We start from the raw sequence: 14,505 nt of genomic DNA on the forward strand, positions 1-14,505 counted from the left end.
CCTTTCGTGTCAGACGCCTTCCGGCCGATCCTTCGGGTCGAACTGGGAAATCGTGATCCAATCGGCGGTCAGCGCCGGCTTGCGCTCGTCCTCGATCTCGACCGTCACCTCGTAGGTGTTCATCAGCATGCCGGCGCCGCGAAAGCGGGCTTCGGCGAGCTTGAAGGAGCCGCGAATGCGTTTGCCAGTCTTCACCGGCGACATGAAGCGCAGCTTGTCGAAGCCGTAGTTGATGCCGAGCGTCTGTTCACGGATCTTGGGCAGGCAGTTGTAGTTCATCGCCGACAGAAGCGAGACCGTCAGGAAACCGTGAGCGATGGTGCCGCCGAAGGGCGTCTCTGCTGCGGCGCGGATGGGGTCGGTGTGGATGAACTGATGGTCCATGGTGGCGCCGGCGAAGGCGTCGATCATCGGCTGGTCCACCGTGATCCAGTCGGATACGCCGACCACGGTGCCGACGAGGCCCGGTACGTCCTTGAGCGAAATCTCTTGCGGCATGAAAAGAACCTGATCCTTCAATAATTCCCGCAGGCTACAGCCGGTTCATGTCAGGCGGAAGAGGCTAACGTCACTGGTCGTCAAAAACTCAGGCTTCGACCCAGAAATCCACGCTGCGGGCCCTCACGCTGATCTTCGCGGCGCTTCGACCCGTCTCGAGGCGGCGCCATTTGCGTTTGTCTTGTGCGGGGAGCACGAAGTCCTGCGGCTCGGTGGATCGATTGAACAGGGCGGCCACACGGCAGTCCTTGCCGGTCTCACGATCGATGGACGCGAGCAGCATCGCGAAGGCGCCGAGATCGGGCGTTTCCCAGTCGGCGACGGTCATGGGCAGCCCCTCTGTATTCAGCCAGCTGACATCGCCGTTTCCGGTCAGTGTCGAGGTGTCCATGAAGCAGGAGAAACGCTGGCGCATGGCGGCAAGCCGTACGGTGGTTTCGATCAGCTCCTCGTCCGCCCCAGACCAGTCGAGCCAGGTCAGCGCATTGTCCTGGCAATAGGCATTGTTGTTGCCGCGTTGGCTGCGGCCGAATTCGTCGCCCGCCGTCAGCATCACGGCGCCGCGGCTGGCAAAGAGGGTCGAGAGCAGGGCTTCGACATCCTGCCGACGTTTCTTCAGGATCGCCTTGTCCGATGTCTCACCCTCGACCCCGTTGTTCCAGGAATGGTTCTCGTTGTGGCCGTCGCGGTTCTCCTCGCCATTCGCCTCGTTGTGTTTGTGCTCGAAGGAAACGACGTCGTAGAGCGAGAAGCCGTCATGGGCGGCGATGAAGTTGACGCTGCGGGTCTGGCCGTGGCCGTCATGGGCGAAGAGATCGGCGGAGCCGGCCAGTGCCGTCGCGAGATCGCCCGTCGTACCAGCGTCACCCCGCCAGTGGCGGCGAAAGGTGTCGCGGGCGCGGTCGTTCCATTCAAGGAAGGCGGGCGGAAAGCGGCCGAGTTGATAGCCTCCGGGGCCGATATCCCAGGGTTCGGCGATCAGGATGCGGTCTTCCAACACCTCGTCCTCAAGGATGGCTTTCAAGGTCGGCGCGTCCGGATGAAAACCGTCCCAGTGGCGGCCCATGATCGGGGCGAGGTCGAAGCGGAAGCCGTCCACTCCTGCCGTAAGGACGAAGTGGCGGAGCGTATCGACAATCAGTTGCCGGACGAAGGGATGGTCGCAGGCCAGCGTGTTGCCGCAGCCGGTGTCGTTGACCAGCGTGCCGGGATCATCAGCCACATGGCGGAAGAGCGAGCGGTTGTCGATGCCGCGCAGGGAGAGCGTGGTGCCCAAAACATCGCTTTCGCCGGTGTGGTTGAAGACGAGGTCGAGGATGACGCCGATGCCCTCCGCATGCAGGGCAGCGACCGTCTCGCGCAATTCCTTCACCCCGCCGGGCACGAGGCGCGGATCGAGCGCCATCATGGCGACGGGATTGTAGCCCCAGCTGTTGGTGAGGCCGAGCGGGGGCAGGTGGCGTTCGTCGATCCAGGCGGTGATCGGCATCAGTTCGACCATGTCGACGCCGATGCGCCTGAGATGGGCGAGGATGGCGGGGTGAGCGAGGGCGGATAGCGTGCCGCGTTGAGCCTCGGGCACGCCAGGATGCAGCATGGTCAGCGCCTTGACGTTGACCTCGTAGATGAAGCCGGCGCGGTCGCCGAGCGGCATCATCGGCTTCAGCGACTTATGGGCCTTGAGGATCGTCTTCGGCATGAGATCCGCAGTGTCGACGCCGAACTGGCCGAGGCCTGGGTCATAGACGAAGGGGCGGTCGAGTTCGGTGGCGTAGGGGTCGACCAGCAGCTTGGACGGATCGTACCAATGCCCTTGCGCAGGATCATAGGGGCCGTGGATGCGGAAGCCGTAGCGGGCGCCTTCCTTGATGCCCGCTGCGAAAACATGGTGCACATCACCGTCACCCCGGCTCATCGGCAGGCGGGAGCGTTCCGTCTGGCCGTGGTCGTCGAAGAGACAGAGCTCGACGAGACTGGCATGGTGCGACCAGAGGCGGAAATCGGCCCCGGCCTTGCTGAGGATGGCTCCGAGCATCGTTTCCGTCATGGGTCGCCTCGCGGTCCGGTTGATTCGCTCGCCTCAGGGAACAATAGCAGGCGGCGCGCCATCGGCCAGAGCGGTTGGCTTACATGGCCTTGAGGTTCACCGCTTTCACCGCCGCTTCCTTGCGTTCGCTGTAGCGATCGGTGAGGTAACCCGAGATATCGCGCGTCAAAAGCGTGAACTTGACCAGCTCCTCGCAGACGTCGACGACACGCTCGTAATAGGACGAGGGTTTCATCCGGCCGTTGCCGTCGAATTCCTGCCAGGCCTTGGCGACGGAAGACTGGTTGGGGATGGTGATCATGCGCATCCAGCGGCCGAGCAGGCGCATGGCGTTGACCGCATTGAAGGACTGCGATCCGCCGGAAACCTGCATCACGGCGAGCGTCTTGCCCTGGGTCGGGCGGATGGCGCCGATCGACAAGGGGATCCAGTCGATCTGCGCCTTCATGATTCCGGTCAGCGTGCCGTGACGCTCGGGGCTCACCCAGACCTGGCCCTCGGACCATTCGGAGAGGTCGCGCAATTCCTGCACCTTGGGATGGTTCACCGGTGCATCGTCGGGGAGCGGCAGGCCGGACGGGTCAAAGACCTTCACCTCGGCGCCGAAATGTTCGAGCAGGCGCTTGGCTTCCATGGCGAGCAGGCGGCTGAAAGAGACTTGCCGCAGCGAGCCATAGAGGATCAGGATGCGCGGCTTGTGCGTCGAGAAGGGGCGGCGCAGCGCCTCGGGGTCCGGCAGGCGCAGGTAATCGGGATCGGCAGCGGGGAGGTCTATCTTCGCGTCAGACAATGCGCTTGCCCTCCGCATCGAGCACGGCTTCGCCGTCTTCCTTGACGAAGGCGCTGATGAAGGCGTCCGGGGCCAAGATGTCGAGCACCACTTCGGACGGGCGGCAGAGGCGGGTGCCGATCTCGGTGACAACAAGCGGACGGTTGATCAGGATCGGCGTCGCGATCATCGCGTCGAGCAGCTGGTCGTCCGAGAGGGCGGGATCGGCAAGGCCGAGTTCCTCATAGGGTGTGCCCTTTTCGCGGATCGCCTCGCGTACGGAGAGGCCGGCGTCGGCGATCATCTTGGCCAGTGCTTCCTTGCTCGGCGGGGTCTTCAGATATTCGATGACCGTGGGCTCGATGCCGGCGTGGCGGATGAGGTCGAGCGTGTTGCGCGAGGTGCCGCAGGCAGGATTGTGATAAATGGTGACGGTCATGGACGTTCCGTTCCTTCGGGTATGATCGGGGGGATTTGATTGCGGCTCTCGGCGAAGAGCCATGAGGCGAGAGCGGCAGCGATCAGCGCGCCGGCCACCTGGGCGAGGATGAAGCCTGTCAGATCGATCGGACGGATGCCGGCAAAGGTATTGGTCAGGCTGCGGGCGATGGCCACTGCCGGATTGGCGAAGGAGGTCGAGGCGGTGAACCAGTAGGCGGCCGTGATGTAGAGGCCGACCAGCATGGGGATGGCGTCTGCCTTGAAGCGCAACCCGCCGAGGATGGTGAGGAGCAGGCCTAAGGTTGCCACCGCCTCCGCCGTCCATTGCGCCGATCCCGTGCGAACTGTCTCCGAGACCTGGAAGATCGGTAGCTCGAACATGGCATGGGCGATGAGCGTGCCGGCAATGCCGCCAAGGATCTGGGCGAGCATGTAAGGCAGAACGGCTGCCCTCTCCAGCTCCTTGCGCAGGGCAAAGACGAGGGTCACAGCCGGGTTGAAATGGGCGCCGGAGATCGGTCCCAGAATGGTGATCAGCACGAAGAGGATGGCGCCGGTCGGGATCGTGTTGCCGAGCAGGGAGACCGCGACATCGTCGGAGAGGCGGTCGGCCATGATGCCTGAGCCGACGACGGTTGCGACAAGGATTGCGGTGCCGAGCGCCTCGGCAGTCAGGCGGCGGGTCAGCTCGACCATGCGTCTCAATCCGCCTTCGAGGTGTCGCTGCCGATCTCATTCAGCCGCTTCTGCAGCGAAAGCTTGTCGAGGCTCGTCATCGGCAGGCTGACGAAGATCGAAATGCGGTGGTTGAGCATGCGATAGGCTTCGGCGAAGGCAAAGTGCTTCTCCGCTTCCGTACCGTCTGCGGCAGCCGGGTCGGGAACGCCCCAATGGGCGGTCATCGGCTGGCCCGGCCAGACAGGACAGGCTTCGGCGGCCGCGTTGTCGCAGACGGTGAAGACGAAATCGAGCTGGGGCGCGCCGGGTACTGCGAACTCGTCCCAGTTCTTCGAGCGGGCGAAGCTCGTGTCGTAGTTCATGCCCTTCAGAAGCTGCAGCGTGTAGGGGTGGACTTCGCCCTTCGGCTGAGAGCCGGCTGAATAGGCCTTGAACTTGCCCTGGCCAAGACGGTTGAGGAGCGCTTCTGCGATAATCGAGCGGGCTGAATTGCCGGTGCAGAGGAAGAGCACGTTGTAGACCTTGTCGGACATGGCCGGTCTCTCAGTTGGGGCGGGTGACTTCGAGGGTGGGTGAACAGCAGGCGAGATCGTCGATCAGCGGCTGGCAAAGGCTGGCATTGCCGCCGCAGCAATCCTTAAGCAGGTAAAGGGCAACGGCGCGGAAGCGGTCGAGATCGGCGCGGTAGATGATCGAGCGGCTCTGGCGCTCGCCGGTGACGAGGCCTGCCTGGGAAAGCGTCGACAGATGCGCCGACATGGTGTTCTGCGGCACGCCGATCAGGCGGGCGAGTTCACCGGCGGGAATACCGTCGGGTTCGTGCGCCACCAGCAGGCGAAAGGTCTGCAGCCGGGTCGGTTGAGCCAGGGCGGCGAGGGCCGCGATTGTCGATTTTTCATCCATATATCCAGAATATTGGATATGAGCATGGAGTCAATCGGGGTCACGCTGCTGGCAAAGAAAAACCCCGGTGTCGAAGACGCCGGGGTTCCGATGTTTGAGCGAAGGCCTCGATGTGGTCAGGTGATAACCGTCGGCTCGCTCATCCCCGTATAGCGCGTGATATCGGCCACTTCCTCCGCTGCCGCAATCAGGTCGGCGAGCGCCGCCTGCGTCTCGATCCCATGGCGGCTGGCGTCGGGCTCATAACGCTCGACATAAAGACGCAGCGTCGCGCCGGAGGTGCCGGTGCCGGAGAGGCGGAAGACGATGCGGCTGCCGCCTTCGAAAAGGATGCGGATGCCCTGGTTCTTTGAGACGGAGTGGTCGATCGGGTCGTGATAGGCGAAGTCGTCGGCAGCGGTCACGGTGAGGCCGTTGATCTTGCTGCCGGGCAGGCTGTCGAGCTTGGCGCGGAGGGCGGCGACGAGGGCGTTGGCGCTGTCCGTGTCGACGGCTTCGTAGTCGTGGCGGGAATAGTAGTTGCGGCCGTATTCGGCCCAGTGGCTTTCCACGATCTCTTTCACGCTCTGCTTGCGGGCAGCGACGATGTTGAGCCAGAAGAGCACCGCCCAGAGGCCGTCTTTCTCGCGCACATGGTCCGAACCGGTGCCAAAACTTTCTTCGCCGCAGACGGTGACCTTGCCGGCATCCATCAGGTTGCCGAAGAATTTCCAGCCGGTCGGCGTCTCGTACATGCCGATGCCGAGCTTTTCGGCAACGCGATCGGCGGCGGCACTTGTCGGCATGGAGCGGGCGATGCCGGCGATGCCGTTTTTGTAGCCGGGGGCGCAGGTGGCGTTGGCGGCGATCATCGCGAGGCTGTCGGAGGGCGTGACGAACATGCCCTTGCCGACGACCATGTTGCGGTCGCCGTCGCCATCGGAGGCCGCACCAAAGTCCGGGCCATCAGCGCTCATGACGTCGTCATAGAGTTCCTTGGCATGGACGAGGTTCGGGTCCGGGTGGTGGTGGCCGAAGTCGGGCAGGGGGACTTCGTTGCGCACGGAACCGGCGGGCGCGCCGAGGCGCTTTTCGAGGATCTCGACGGCATAGGGGCCGGTGACGGCGCTCATACTATCGATCACGACGCGGAAGCCGCCTGCGATCAGCGCGCGGATGGCCGGGAAGTCGAAGAGGGTTTCCATCAGGTCGGCATAGTCGGTGACGGGGTCAATGACCTCGACGGTCATACCGGCGAGGTCGAAACTGCCTGTTGTATCGAGGTCGATGTCGGCGACGTCGGCAATCTTGTAACTGTCAATGTTACGGGTGCGGTCGAAGATCGCATCGGTGATCTTTTCCGGGGCCGGGCCGCCATTGCCGATATTGTATTTGATGCCGAAATCTTCGGTCGGGCCGCCGGGATTGTGGCTGGCCGAGAGCACGATGCCGCCGAAGGCCTTGTATTTGCGGATGACATGCGAGGCGGCCGGCGTCGAGAGGATGCCGCCCTTGCCGACCAAGACCTTGCCGAAGCCATTGGCGGCGGCCATTTTCAGCGCCTTCTGGATGACTTCGCGATTGTAGTAACGGCCGTCGCCGCCGATCACCAGCGTCTGGCCTTCGAAGCCTTCGAGGCTGTCGAAGATCGCCTGGATGAAGTTTTCGGCGTAGTTCTCCTGCTGGAAGACCGGAACCTTCTTGCGCAGTCCCGAGGTGCCGGGCTTCTGGTCGGCATAGGGCTTGGTAGAGACGGTCGAGATCATCGATTACTGGCCTTTCGAGACGAGGCGTTGATAGAGTTCGGCATAGGTCGCGGCGCTCCTGATCCAGGAGACGTCGGACTTCATGCCCTGCTTCTGCATCTGCGACCAGAGACCCTGGTCACTGTACAGGCGCAAAGTGCGGTGGATTGCGCGGCGCAGCGCGTCGGTGGTCACAGGTGCGAACTGAACACCCGTTGCGACACCGGCGGCGAGAGCCGCTTCATTGGCGTCGATGATGGTGTCGGCGAGGCCGCCGGTGCGGGCGACGAGCGGAATGCAGCCATACCGCAGCGCGTAGAGCTGGGTGAGGCCGCAGGGCTCGAAGCGCGAGGGCACGAGAATGATGTCGGAGCCCGCCTGCATGAGATGCGAGAGTTTTTCGTCATAACCCAGGACCATGCCGACGCGGCCGCGATTGTGGGCGGCGGCATGCTGGAGGGCGGCTTCGATCTCGCTGTCGCCCGAGCCGAGGATGGCGAGCTTGCCGCCATGCGCCACGATGTCGTCGATCACGGCGGGCAGCAGGTCGAGGCCCTTTTGCCAGGTGAGGCGGGAGACGACGCAGAAGATCGGCCCGTCATCGCTGTCGAGGCCAAAGCGCTCCAGGAGCGCCGCGCGGTTTCCGCCGCGTTTCTTCAGGTTTGCCGCAGAATAGCCCGCCGGCAGCAGCGCATCGGCGGCCGGGTTCCAGACATCGGCGTCGATGCCGTTGACGATGCCGTAGAGATCGTCCGCGCGGCTTGCGATCAGTCCCTCCAGGCCCATGCCGAATTCCGCCGTCAGGATCTCTTCCGCATAGGACGGGCTGACGGTGGAGACGGCGTGGGCCGTGATGATGCCGCTCTTCAGGTAGCTCAGCGTGCCGTAATACTCGAGCGCTTCGTAGAAGGCATGGCCGGGCAGTTCGAGATAGGGAAAGAGCGAGCCGGCGAACTGGCCCTGGAAGGCGATGTTGTGAATGGTGATGAGGCTCGGGACCTCGGGCGTTTCGGCATAACGCATGTAGACCGGAACGAGCGCACTCTGCCAGTCATGCACATGGACGAGGTCAGGCCTGAAATCCGGCAGAATGCCGGCGGCAATCTCCGCGCCGGCCTTGGACAGCACGGCAAAACGCTTCCAGTTATCTGGATAATCGCGGCCATGGGTATCGAGATAGGGGCCGCCCGAGCGCTCGTAGAGCTGCGGGCAGTCGAGAATGAGCAGATCCAGCCCCTCATGACGGACCGAAAGCAGGGTCGCGTGTTCATCAAGCAGGTTCTCGAATTCGTGAACCTTCTTCGGTGCCTTGACTGCCTTCATGACCGCCGGGTAGCCGGGGATGAGGGTTTTCGTTTCCACCCCATGGGCGGAAAGCGCCAAGGGCAGGGCGCCGGCCACATCGGCAAGGCCCCCTGTCTTGATCAGCGGGTAGAGTTCGGAGGCAACCGAAAGGACCTTCATTTCCGTGTCTAACCCAGTTTGTCGAGCATCGCCTGGGTGATCAGGCAAATGCCATTCTCACTGCGGCGGAAACGCTTGGCGTCCATTTCCGGATCTTCCCCGACGATCAGGCCTTCGGGGATCACCACGCCGTGGTCAATGACGACATTGGTCAGGCGTGCATGCCGCCCGATCTGCACCTTCGGCAGGACAACGGCGCCCTCAAGGCGGGAATAGGAATTGGCCCGCACGCCGGTGAACAGCAGGCTCTTGTAGAGCGACGAGCCGGAGATGATGCAGTCGCCGGAGACGAGCGAGGAGATCGCCGAGCCGCGTCGGCCTTCGTCGTCGTGAACGAACTTGGCGGGCGGGGTGATCTCGGAATAGGTCCAGATCGGCCAGCTCTTGTCGTAGAGATCAAGCTCGGGGACGATGTCGGTCAGGTCGATATTGGCCTGCCAATAGGCATCGATCGTGCCGACGTCGCGCCAGTAGGGTTCGCGCTCGAAGTCCGAGCGGACGCAGGACTGGGCGAAGCGGTGGGCGACGGCCTTGCCGCTCTTGACCACGTAAGGGATGATGTCCTTGCCGAAGTCGCGGCTTGAATCGGGGTCGGCGGCGTCGCGGCGCAGCAGTTCCATCAGGAACTTGGTGTGGAAGACGTAGATGCCCATCGAGGCCAGCGCCAGATCCGGGTTGCCCGGAATGCCCGGCGGGTCTGCGGGCTTTTCGACGAAATCGATGATCCGGTCGGTTCCATCAACATGCATGACGCCGAAGCCGGTCGCTTCCATGCGCGGCACTTCCAGGCAGCCGATGGTCACATCGGCGCCGGAGGTGACGTGCTGCTGGAGCATCTGCTCGTAGTCCATCTTGTAGATGTGGTCGCCGGCGAGGATGACCATGTATTCCGGCGCATAGGATTCTATGATGTCGGCGTTCTGGTAGACGGCGTCGGCCGTGCCTTCATACCACTGGGTTTCGGAGACGCGCTGGGAGGCGGGCAGGATGTCGAAGCTCTCGTTGCGCTCGGGACGGAAGAAGTTCCAGCCGAGCTGCAGGTGACGGATCAGCGAGTGGGCCTTGTACTGGGTGGCGACGCCGATGCGGCGGATGCCGGAGTTGAGCGCATTCGACAGGGCGAAATCGATGATGCGGGCCTTGCCGCCGAAATAGACGGCCGGTTTGGCGCGGCGGTCCGTCAGTTCCTTGAGGCGGCTTCCGCGACCACCGGCCAGCACATAGGCCATGGCATCGCGCGACAGGCTTTTTGTTCTCTTTTCCGTCATTGTTATCCTCCCCTTAGTGTTCCAGTTCCAGCATGATCACGGCCAGAGGCGGCAGGGTAAGCCCCGCCTTTGCCCAATCGCTTCCCGTGGCATGCGCCTCCACGCGACCACCATTGCCCTTGCCGCTGCCGCCATAGATCTCGGCATCGGTGTTCAGTATCTCACGCCAACGGCCAGCGACTGGCAAGCTCAATTCGTAGCGCTCGTGATAGGTCGGGGTGAGGTTGCAGATGACCGCGATCGGCTTTTCTCCGGGCGCCTTGCGCAGCCAGGCAAAGACCGAATTGTCCTGGTCGTCGCCGACGATCCATTCAAAGCCGTCACCCTCGCAATCGCGGGCATGCAGTGCCGGCTTCGAGCGGTAGGTGGAGTTGAGATCGCGGATCAGGCGGCGCATGCCTTCGTGCGGGGCATAGGCGAGCAGGTTCCAGTCCAGCGACCGCTCCTCGGACCATTCGCCCCATTGGGCAAATTCCTGGCCCATGAAGAGCAGTTTCTTGCCGGGATGGCCCCACATCAGGCCGTAATAGGCCCTGAGATTGGCGAATTTCTGCCAGTCGTCGCCGGGCATCTTGGCGAGCATCGAGCCTTTGCCGTGCACGACCTCGTCATGGGAGATCGGCAGGACGAAGTTTTCCGAGAAGGCATAGAGCAGACCGAAGGTCAGTTCGCTGTGGTGATGCTTGCGGTAGATCGGGTCGCGGGCAAAATAGCTCAGCGTGTCGTGCATGAAGCCCATGTTCCACTTGAAGCCGAAGCCGAGGCCGCCTTCATGCACGGGCTGCGAGACCTTGGGCCAGGAGGTGCTCTCCTCGGCAATGGTCATGATGCCGGGATGGCTGCCATAGACATGGTGGTTCATCTGCTGAAGGAAACGCACGGCCTCCAGATTCTCGCGGCCGCCATATTCGTTCGGGATCCACTCGCCTTCCTTGCGGGAATAATCGAGGTAGAGCATCGAGGCGACAGCGTCGACGCGCAGGCCGTCGAGGTGGAATTTCTCGGCCCAGTAAAGCGCGTTGTTGATCAGGTAGGACAGGACTTCGAGGCGGCCGAAATTGTAGATCGCCGTGTTCCAGTCCGGGTGAAAACCCTGGCGCGGGTCGGCATGTTCGTAGAGCGCGGTGCCATCGAAATGGCGAAGGCCATGCGCGTCGGTCGGGAAATGGGCCGGGACCCAGTCGAGGATGACACCCAGACCCACCTTGTGGCAGCCGTTGACGAAGCGGGCAAAACCCTCCGGCTCGCCGAAACGGGCGGTCGGGGCATAGAGGCCGGTCGTCTGGTAACCCCAGGATGGATCATAGGGGTGTTCGGCGATCGGCATGAACTCGATATGGGTGAAACCCATGTCGACGCAGTAAGGGATCAGCCGTTCGGCCATCTCGTCCCAGGACAGCATCGAGCCATCATCGCGACGCTGCCAGGAGCCGGCATGCACCTCGTAGATCGAGACCGGCTGGCGGCGCTGGTCGATGCTCGCCCAGTGCTTCCGGTGTGCCTCGTCTTCCCAGACCTGTTCCAGTTCGCCCGTGGTGACCGAGGCATTCTTCGGCCGCAGTTCGGCACGGCGCGCGTAAGGGTCGGCCTTCAGCGGCAGAAGCTCGCCATGCGGGCCGACGATCTCGAACTTGTAGGTCGCACCTGATCGCACATCGGGCGCGAAGATTTCCCAGATGCCGGTGTCGCGACGCAGGCGCATCACGTGGCGCCGCCCGTCCCAGTCGTTGAAGTCGCCGACGACGGAGACCCGACGGGCGTTCGGTGCCCAGACGGCGAAATGGAAGCCGTCGACGCCCTGATGCCTGACCGGATGGGCGCCCATCTTGTCGAACAGCCGCAGATGCGAGCCTTCGCGGATGAAGTAGTCATCCATGGGGCCGAGGATCGGCCAGAAGCTGTAGGGATCCGTCACCATCCACTCATCGTCGCCACGGGTGGCGCGGTAGCGGATGGGCTGAAGGCTCGTCGCCTTGACGAGGCCGGAAAAGAAGCCCGCATCATGCCGGCGGGTCAGCTCGCCGATCGCCTCACCCGACAGGGTGTGGGCCGTGACCGTCTCGGCGCCGGGTATGAAGCAGCGTGCGACGAAGCCGCCCTCATGCTGCTGCAAACCGAGAAAGGCGAAGGGGTCGCCATGCGTGCCATTGATGATGGCCTCAATTTCGGCCGCCGACGGTGTATCCGGCTTGGGGTCGACACCGTTCTTCTTCGGCGATTTTGCCATCAGGCTCTCCAGATGTCCGCATTGTACTGGCGAATGGTGCGGTCCGAGGAGAACCAGCCCATGCGTGCGGTGTTGCGGATTGTCTTGGAATACCAGCCCGACTTGCCGTTCCAGATCTCGTCGACCTGACGCTGTGCCTGGGCATAGGCGTCGAAATCGGCGGCAACCATGAACCAGTCGTGCTGATAAATGCCCTGCATGAGGCCGGCATACCGTTCGCGGTCATCGGGCGAGAAGACGCCGGAGGAGATGGAGGACAGGGCCTGCTGCAACTCGCGCGAGGCGTCGATGGCGGTGCGGGGATTGTGTCCTTCCGCACGCACCCGTCCGACCTCGTCCGCGGTCATTCCGAATATCACGATGTTTTCCTCCCCGACATGGTCGCGCATTTCGACATTGGCGCCATCGAGTGTTCCGATGGTCAATGCACCGTTCAACGCGAACTTCATGTTCCCGGTTCCGGATGCTTCCATGCCGGCGGTGGAAATCTGCTCGGAGAGGTCGGCAGCGGGTACCATGACTTCGGCAAGCGAGACGTTGTAGTTGGGGACGAAGACGACCTTCAGCAGGCCGCGCACCGAGGGGTCGTTGTTGATGACGCGGGCGACGTCGTTGGCCAGTTTGATGATCAGCTTGGCATTGTGATAGCTCGGCGCCGCCTTGCCGGCGAAGAGTTTGACGCGCGGCACCCAGTCGCGCTCGGGGTGCGAGCGAATCTGGTCGAACAGGGCGACGGTCTCGATGATGTTCAAGAGCTGGCGCTTGTATTCGTGGATGCGCTTGATCTGGATGTCGAACATGGCGTCCGGATCGAGCCGGATGCCCATGCGGCCGGCAACGAGGCTTGCGAGCCGCACCTTGTTGGCGCGCTTGACGGCGGCGAACTTCTGCTGGAACGAGGCGTCGTCGGCGAAAGCGTCGAGCGCCTTCAGCTTGTCGGCGTCGTCGAGGAATTCGGCGCCGATCGCTTCCTTGATCAGGTTCGTCAGATCCGGGTTGCACTGCATCAGCCAGCGGCGGGGCGTAATGCCGTTCGTCTTATTGTTGATGCGGGTCGGATAGAGCTTGTGGAGATCGGCAAAGACCGTCTCCTTCATCAGTTCGGTGTGCAGGGCCGAGACGCCGTTGATCGAGTGGGAGCCGATGAAGGCGAGGTTGCCCATGCGCACGCGCCGATCGCCGCTTTCGTCGATCAACGAGATGTGGCGGATTTCCTGGTCGTTGAAGCCGCGGTTCTTGCGGGCGTCGAGCAGGATCTTGGCGTTGATCGCATAGACCAGCTGCATGTGGCGCGGCAGCAGGCGTTCGAAGAGCGGCACCGGCCAGCTTTCCAGCGCTTCGGGCAGGAGCGTGTGGTTGGTGTAGGAGAAGGTCTTGGAGGAAATCTCCCAGGCCTCGTCGAAGTTCACGCCGTGCACGTCGACCAGAAGGCGCATCAGTTCGGCGACCGAGACGGCCGGGTGGGTGTCGTTGAGCTGGATCGCGACCTTTTCCGGCAGCTGCGCCAGCGTGTTGCCCTGCTGCAGGTGGCGGCGGACGATGTCCTGCAGGGAGGCCGAACAGAAGAAGAATTCCTGGCGCAGGCGCAGCTCCTGGCCGGCCGGCGTGGCGTCGGCCGGATAGAGGACGCGGGTCAGGGACTCGGCCTTGTTGCTTTCGCGCAGCGCACCAATGTGGTCGCCGGCATTGAAGGCGTCGAGCAGGATCGGGTCGATCGGCTGGGCCGACCACAGGCGCAGCGTGTTGACGCGCTCGCCACGCCAGCCGACGGCCGGCGTATCATAGGCGGTGGCAATCACGCGCTCGCCCTGCTTCCAGACGTAACGCAGCTCGCCATCCGGCGCGTCGATCGTCTCGACCGTGCCGCCGAAGCCGATTTCGTAGGAGCTTTCGCGGCGTTCAAATTCCCAGGGGTTGCCGTGGGCGAGCCAGCTTTCCGGCAGCTCGACCTGCCAGCCCTCCGCCATCTGCTGGCGGAAGAGGCCGTGCACATAGCGGATGCCGTAACCGTAAGCCGGGATGTTGACGGTCGCCATCGATTCCATGAAGCAGGCGGCGAGCCGGCCGAGGCCGCCATTGCCGAGGGCTGCATCCGGTTCGAGACCGGCGATCACGTCGAACTCGACCGAGAGCGACTGCAGAGCGTCTCGAATATCGTCCATCAGGCCGAGGTTCGACATGGCGTCGCGCAGGAGGCGGCCGATCAGGAATTCCAGCGACAGGTAATACACCCGCTTGCCGTTGTTCATGTAGGTGCCGCGGGTCGATTCCATCCAGGTGTCGATGATCCGGTCACGGACCACGAGGATGGTGGCGGTCAGCCAGTCATGCGGGGTTGCGACCTTGGCATCCTTGCCGATGCTGTAGGTCAGCTTGTCCATGATTTCGGCGGCAAGGGCGGCCGGGTCAGATGCACCGCGCTTGGGAAGGGGAAGGTCGGCTTTGTGGGGGGTCTTGATCATCGGTCCGCCTGGCGTTGCTCGGTT

The 14,505-nt window shown here is 63.2% G+C and carries 12 protein-coding genes; all 12 read right to left on the reverse strand.

The window, feature by feature from the left end; all coding sequences use genetic code 11:
* Positions 1–9 precede the first annotated feature (9 nt).
* The gene (locus DMY87_RS11990) at positions 10–498 is read right to left on the reverse strand and encodes a MaoC family dehydratase (RefSeq protein ID WP_110792157.1); all 489 of its coding nucleotides are present in this window, start codon (positions 496–498) and stop codon (positions 10–12) included.
* Between the two features lie 88 nt (positions 499–586).
* Complete coding sequence (gene glgX / locus DMY87_RS11995) at positions 587–2,545, reverse strand: glycogen debranching protein GlgX (protein WP_110791597.1); 1,959 nt, start codon at positions 2,543–2,545, stop codon at positions 587–589.
* Between the two features lie 79 nt (positions 2,546–2,624).
* Positions 2,625–3,353, reverse strand: a complete 729-nt coding sequence (gene arsH / locus DMY87_RS12000; RefSeq protein WP_110791598.1) for an arsenical resistance protein ArsH — start codon at positions 3,351–3,353, stop codon at positions 2,625–2,627.
* Complete coding sequence (arsC, locus tag DMY87_RS12005; protein ID WP_110791600.1) at positions 3,328–3,753, reverse strand: arsenate reductase (glutaredoxin); 426 nt, start codon at positions 3,751–3,753, stop codon at positions 3,328–3,330. The genes arsH and arsC overlap by 26 nt, the downstream gene beginning before the upstream one ends.
* Positions 3,750–4,451 carry an aquaporin gene (locus DMY87_RS12010; protein WP_110791601.1) on the reverse strand — a complete coding sequence of 234 codons (702 nt, stop codon included), beginning with the start codon at positions 4,449–4,451 and terminating at the stop codon, positions 3,750–3,752. Before DMY87_RS12010 ends, arsC begins: the two co-directional genes overlap by 4 nt.
* A 5-nt stretch (positions 4,452–4,456) precedes the next feature.
* Positions 4,457–4,966 carry an arsenate reductase ArsC gene (locus tag DMY87_RS12015; protein ID WP_110791603.1) on the reverse strand — a complete coding sequence of 170 codons (510 nt, stop codon included), beginning with the start codon at positions 4,964–4,966 and terminating at the stop codon, positions 4,457–4,459.
* 10 nt (positions 4,967–4,976) lie between these two features.
* Positions 4,977–5,336: an ArsR/SmtB family transcription factor gene (locus DMY87_RS12020; RefSeq protein ID WP_110791604.1), complete on the reverse strand. Its 360-nt coding sequence runs from the start codon at positions 5,334–5,336 to the stop codon at positions 4,977–4,979.
* Between the two features lie 116 nt (positions 5,337–5,452).
* Entirely contained in the window at positions 5,453–7,081 is a 1,629-nt protein-coding gene (locus DMY87_RS12025) for an alpha-D-glucose phosphate-specific phosphoglucomutase (protein ID WP_110791606.1), read from the reverse strand.
* A 3-nt stretch (positions 7,082–7,084) separates the two neighbouring features.
* Complete coding sequence (glgA, locus tag DMY87_RS12030) at positions 7,085–8,524, reverse strand: glycogen synthase GlgA (protein ID WP_110791608.1); 1,440 nt, start codon at positions 8,522–8,524, stop codon at positions 7,085–7,087.
* An 8-nt stretch (positions 8,525–8,532) separates the two neighbouring features.
* The gene (gene glgC, locus DMY87_RS12035) at positions 8,533–9,792 is read right to left on the reverse strand and encodes a glucose-1-phosphate adenylyltransferase (protein ID WP_110791610.1); all 1,260 of its coding nucleotides are present in this window, start codon (positions 9,790–9,792) and stop codon (positions 8,533–8,535) included.
* A 13-nt stretch (positions 9,793–9,805) separates the two neighbouring features.
* Positions 9,806–12,019 carry a 1,4-alpha-glucan branching protein GlgB gene (gene glgB, locus DMY87_RS12040; protein WP_110791611.1) on the reverse strand — a complete coding sequence of 738 codons (2,214 nt, stop codon included), beginning with the start codon at positions 12,017–12,019 and terminating at the stop codon, positions 9,806–9,808.
* On the reverse strand, positions 12,019–14,481 hold the full coding sequence (locus DMY87_RS12045; protein WP_110791613.1) for a glycogen/starch/alpha-glucan phosphorylase: 2,463 nt from the start codon (positions 14,479–14,481) through the stop codon (positions 12,019–12,021). Before DMY87_RS12045 ends, glgB begins: the two co-directional genes overlap by 1 nt.
* Positions 14,482–14,505 lie beyond the last annotated feature (24 nt).

This window comes from Peteryoungia wuzhouensis (assembly GCF_003205195.1).
GTDB lineage: Bacteria > Pseudomonadota > Alphaproteobacteria > Rhizobiales > Rhizobiaceae > Allorhizobium > Allorhizobium wuzhouense.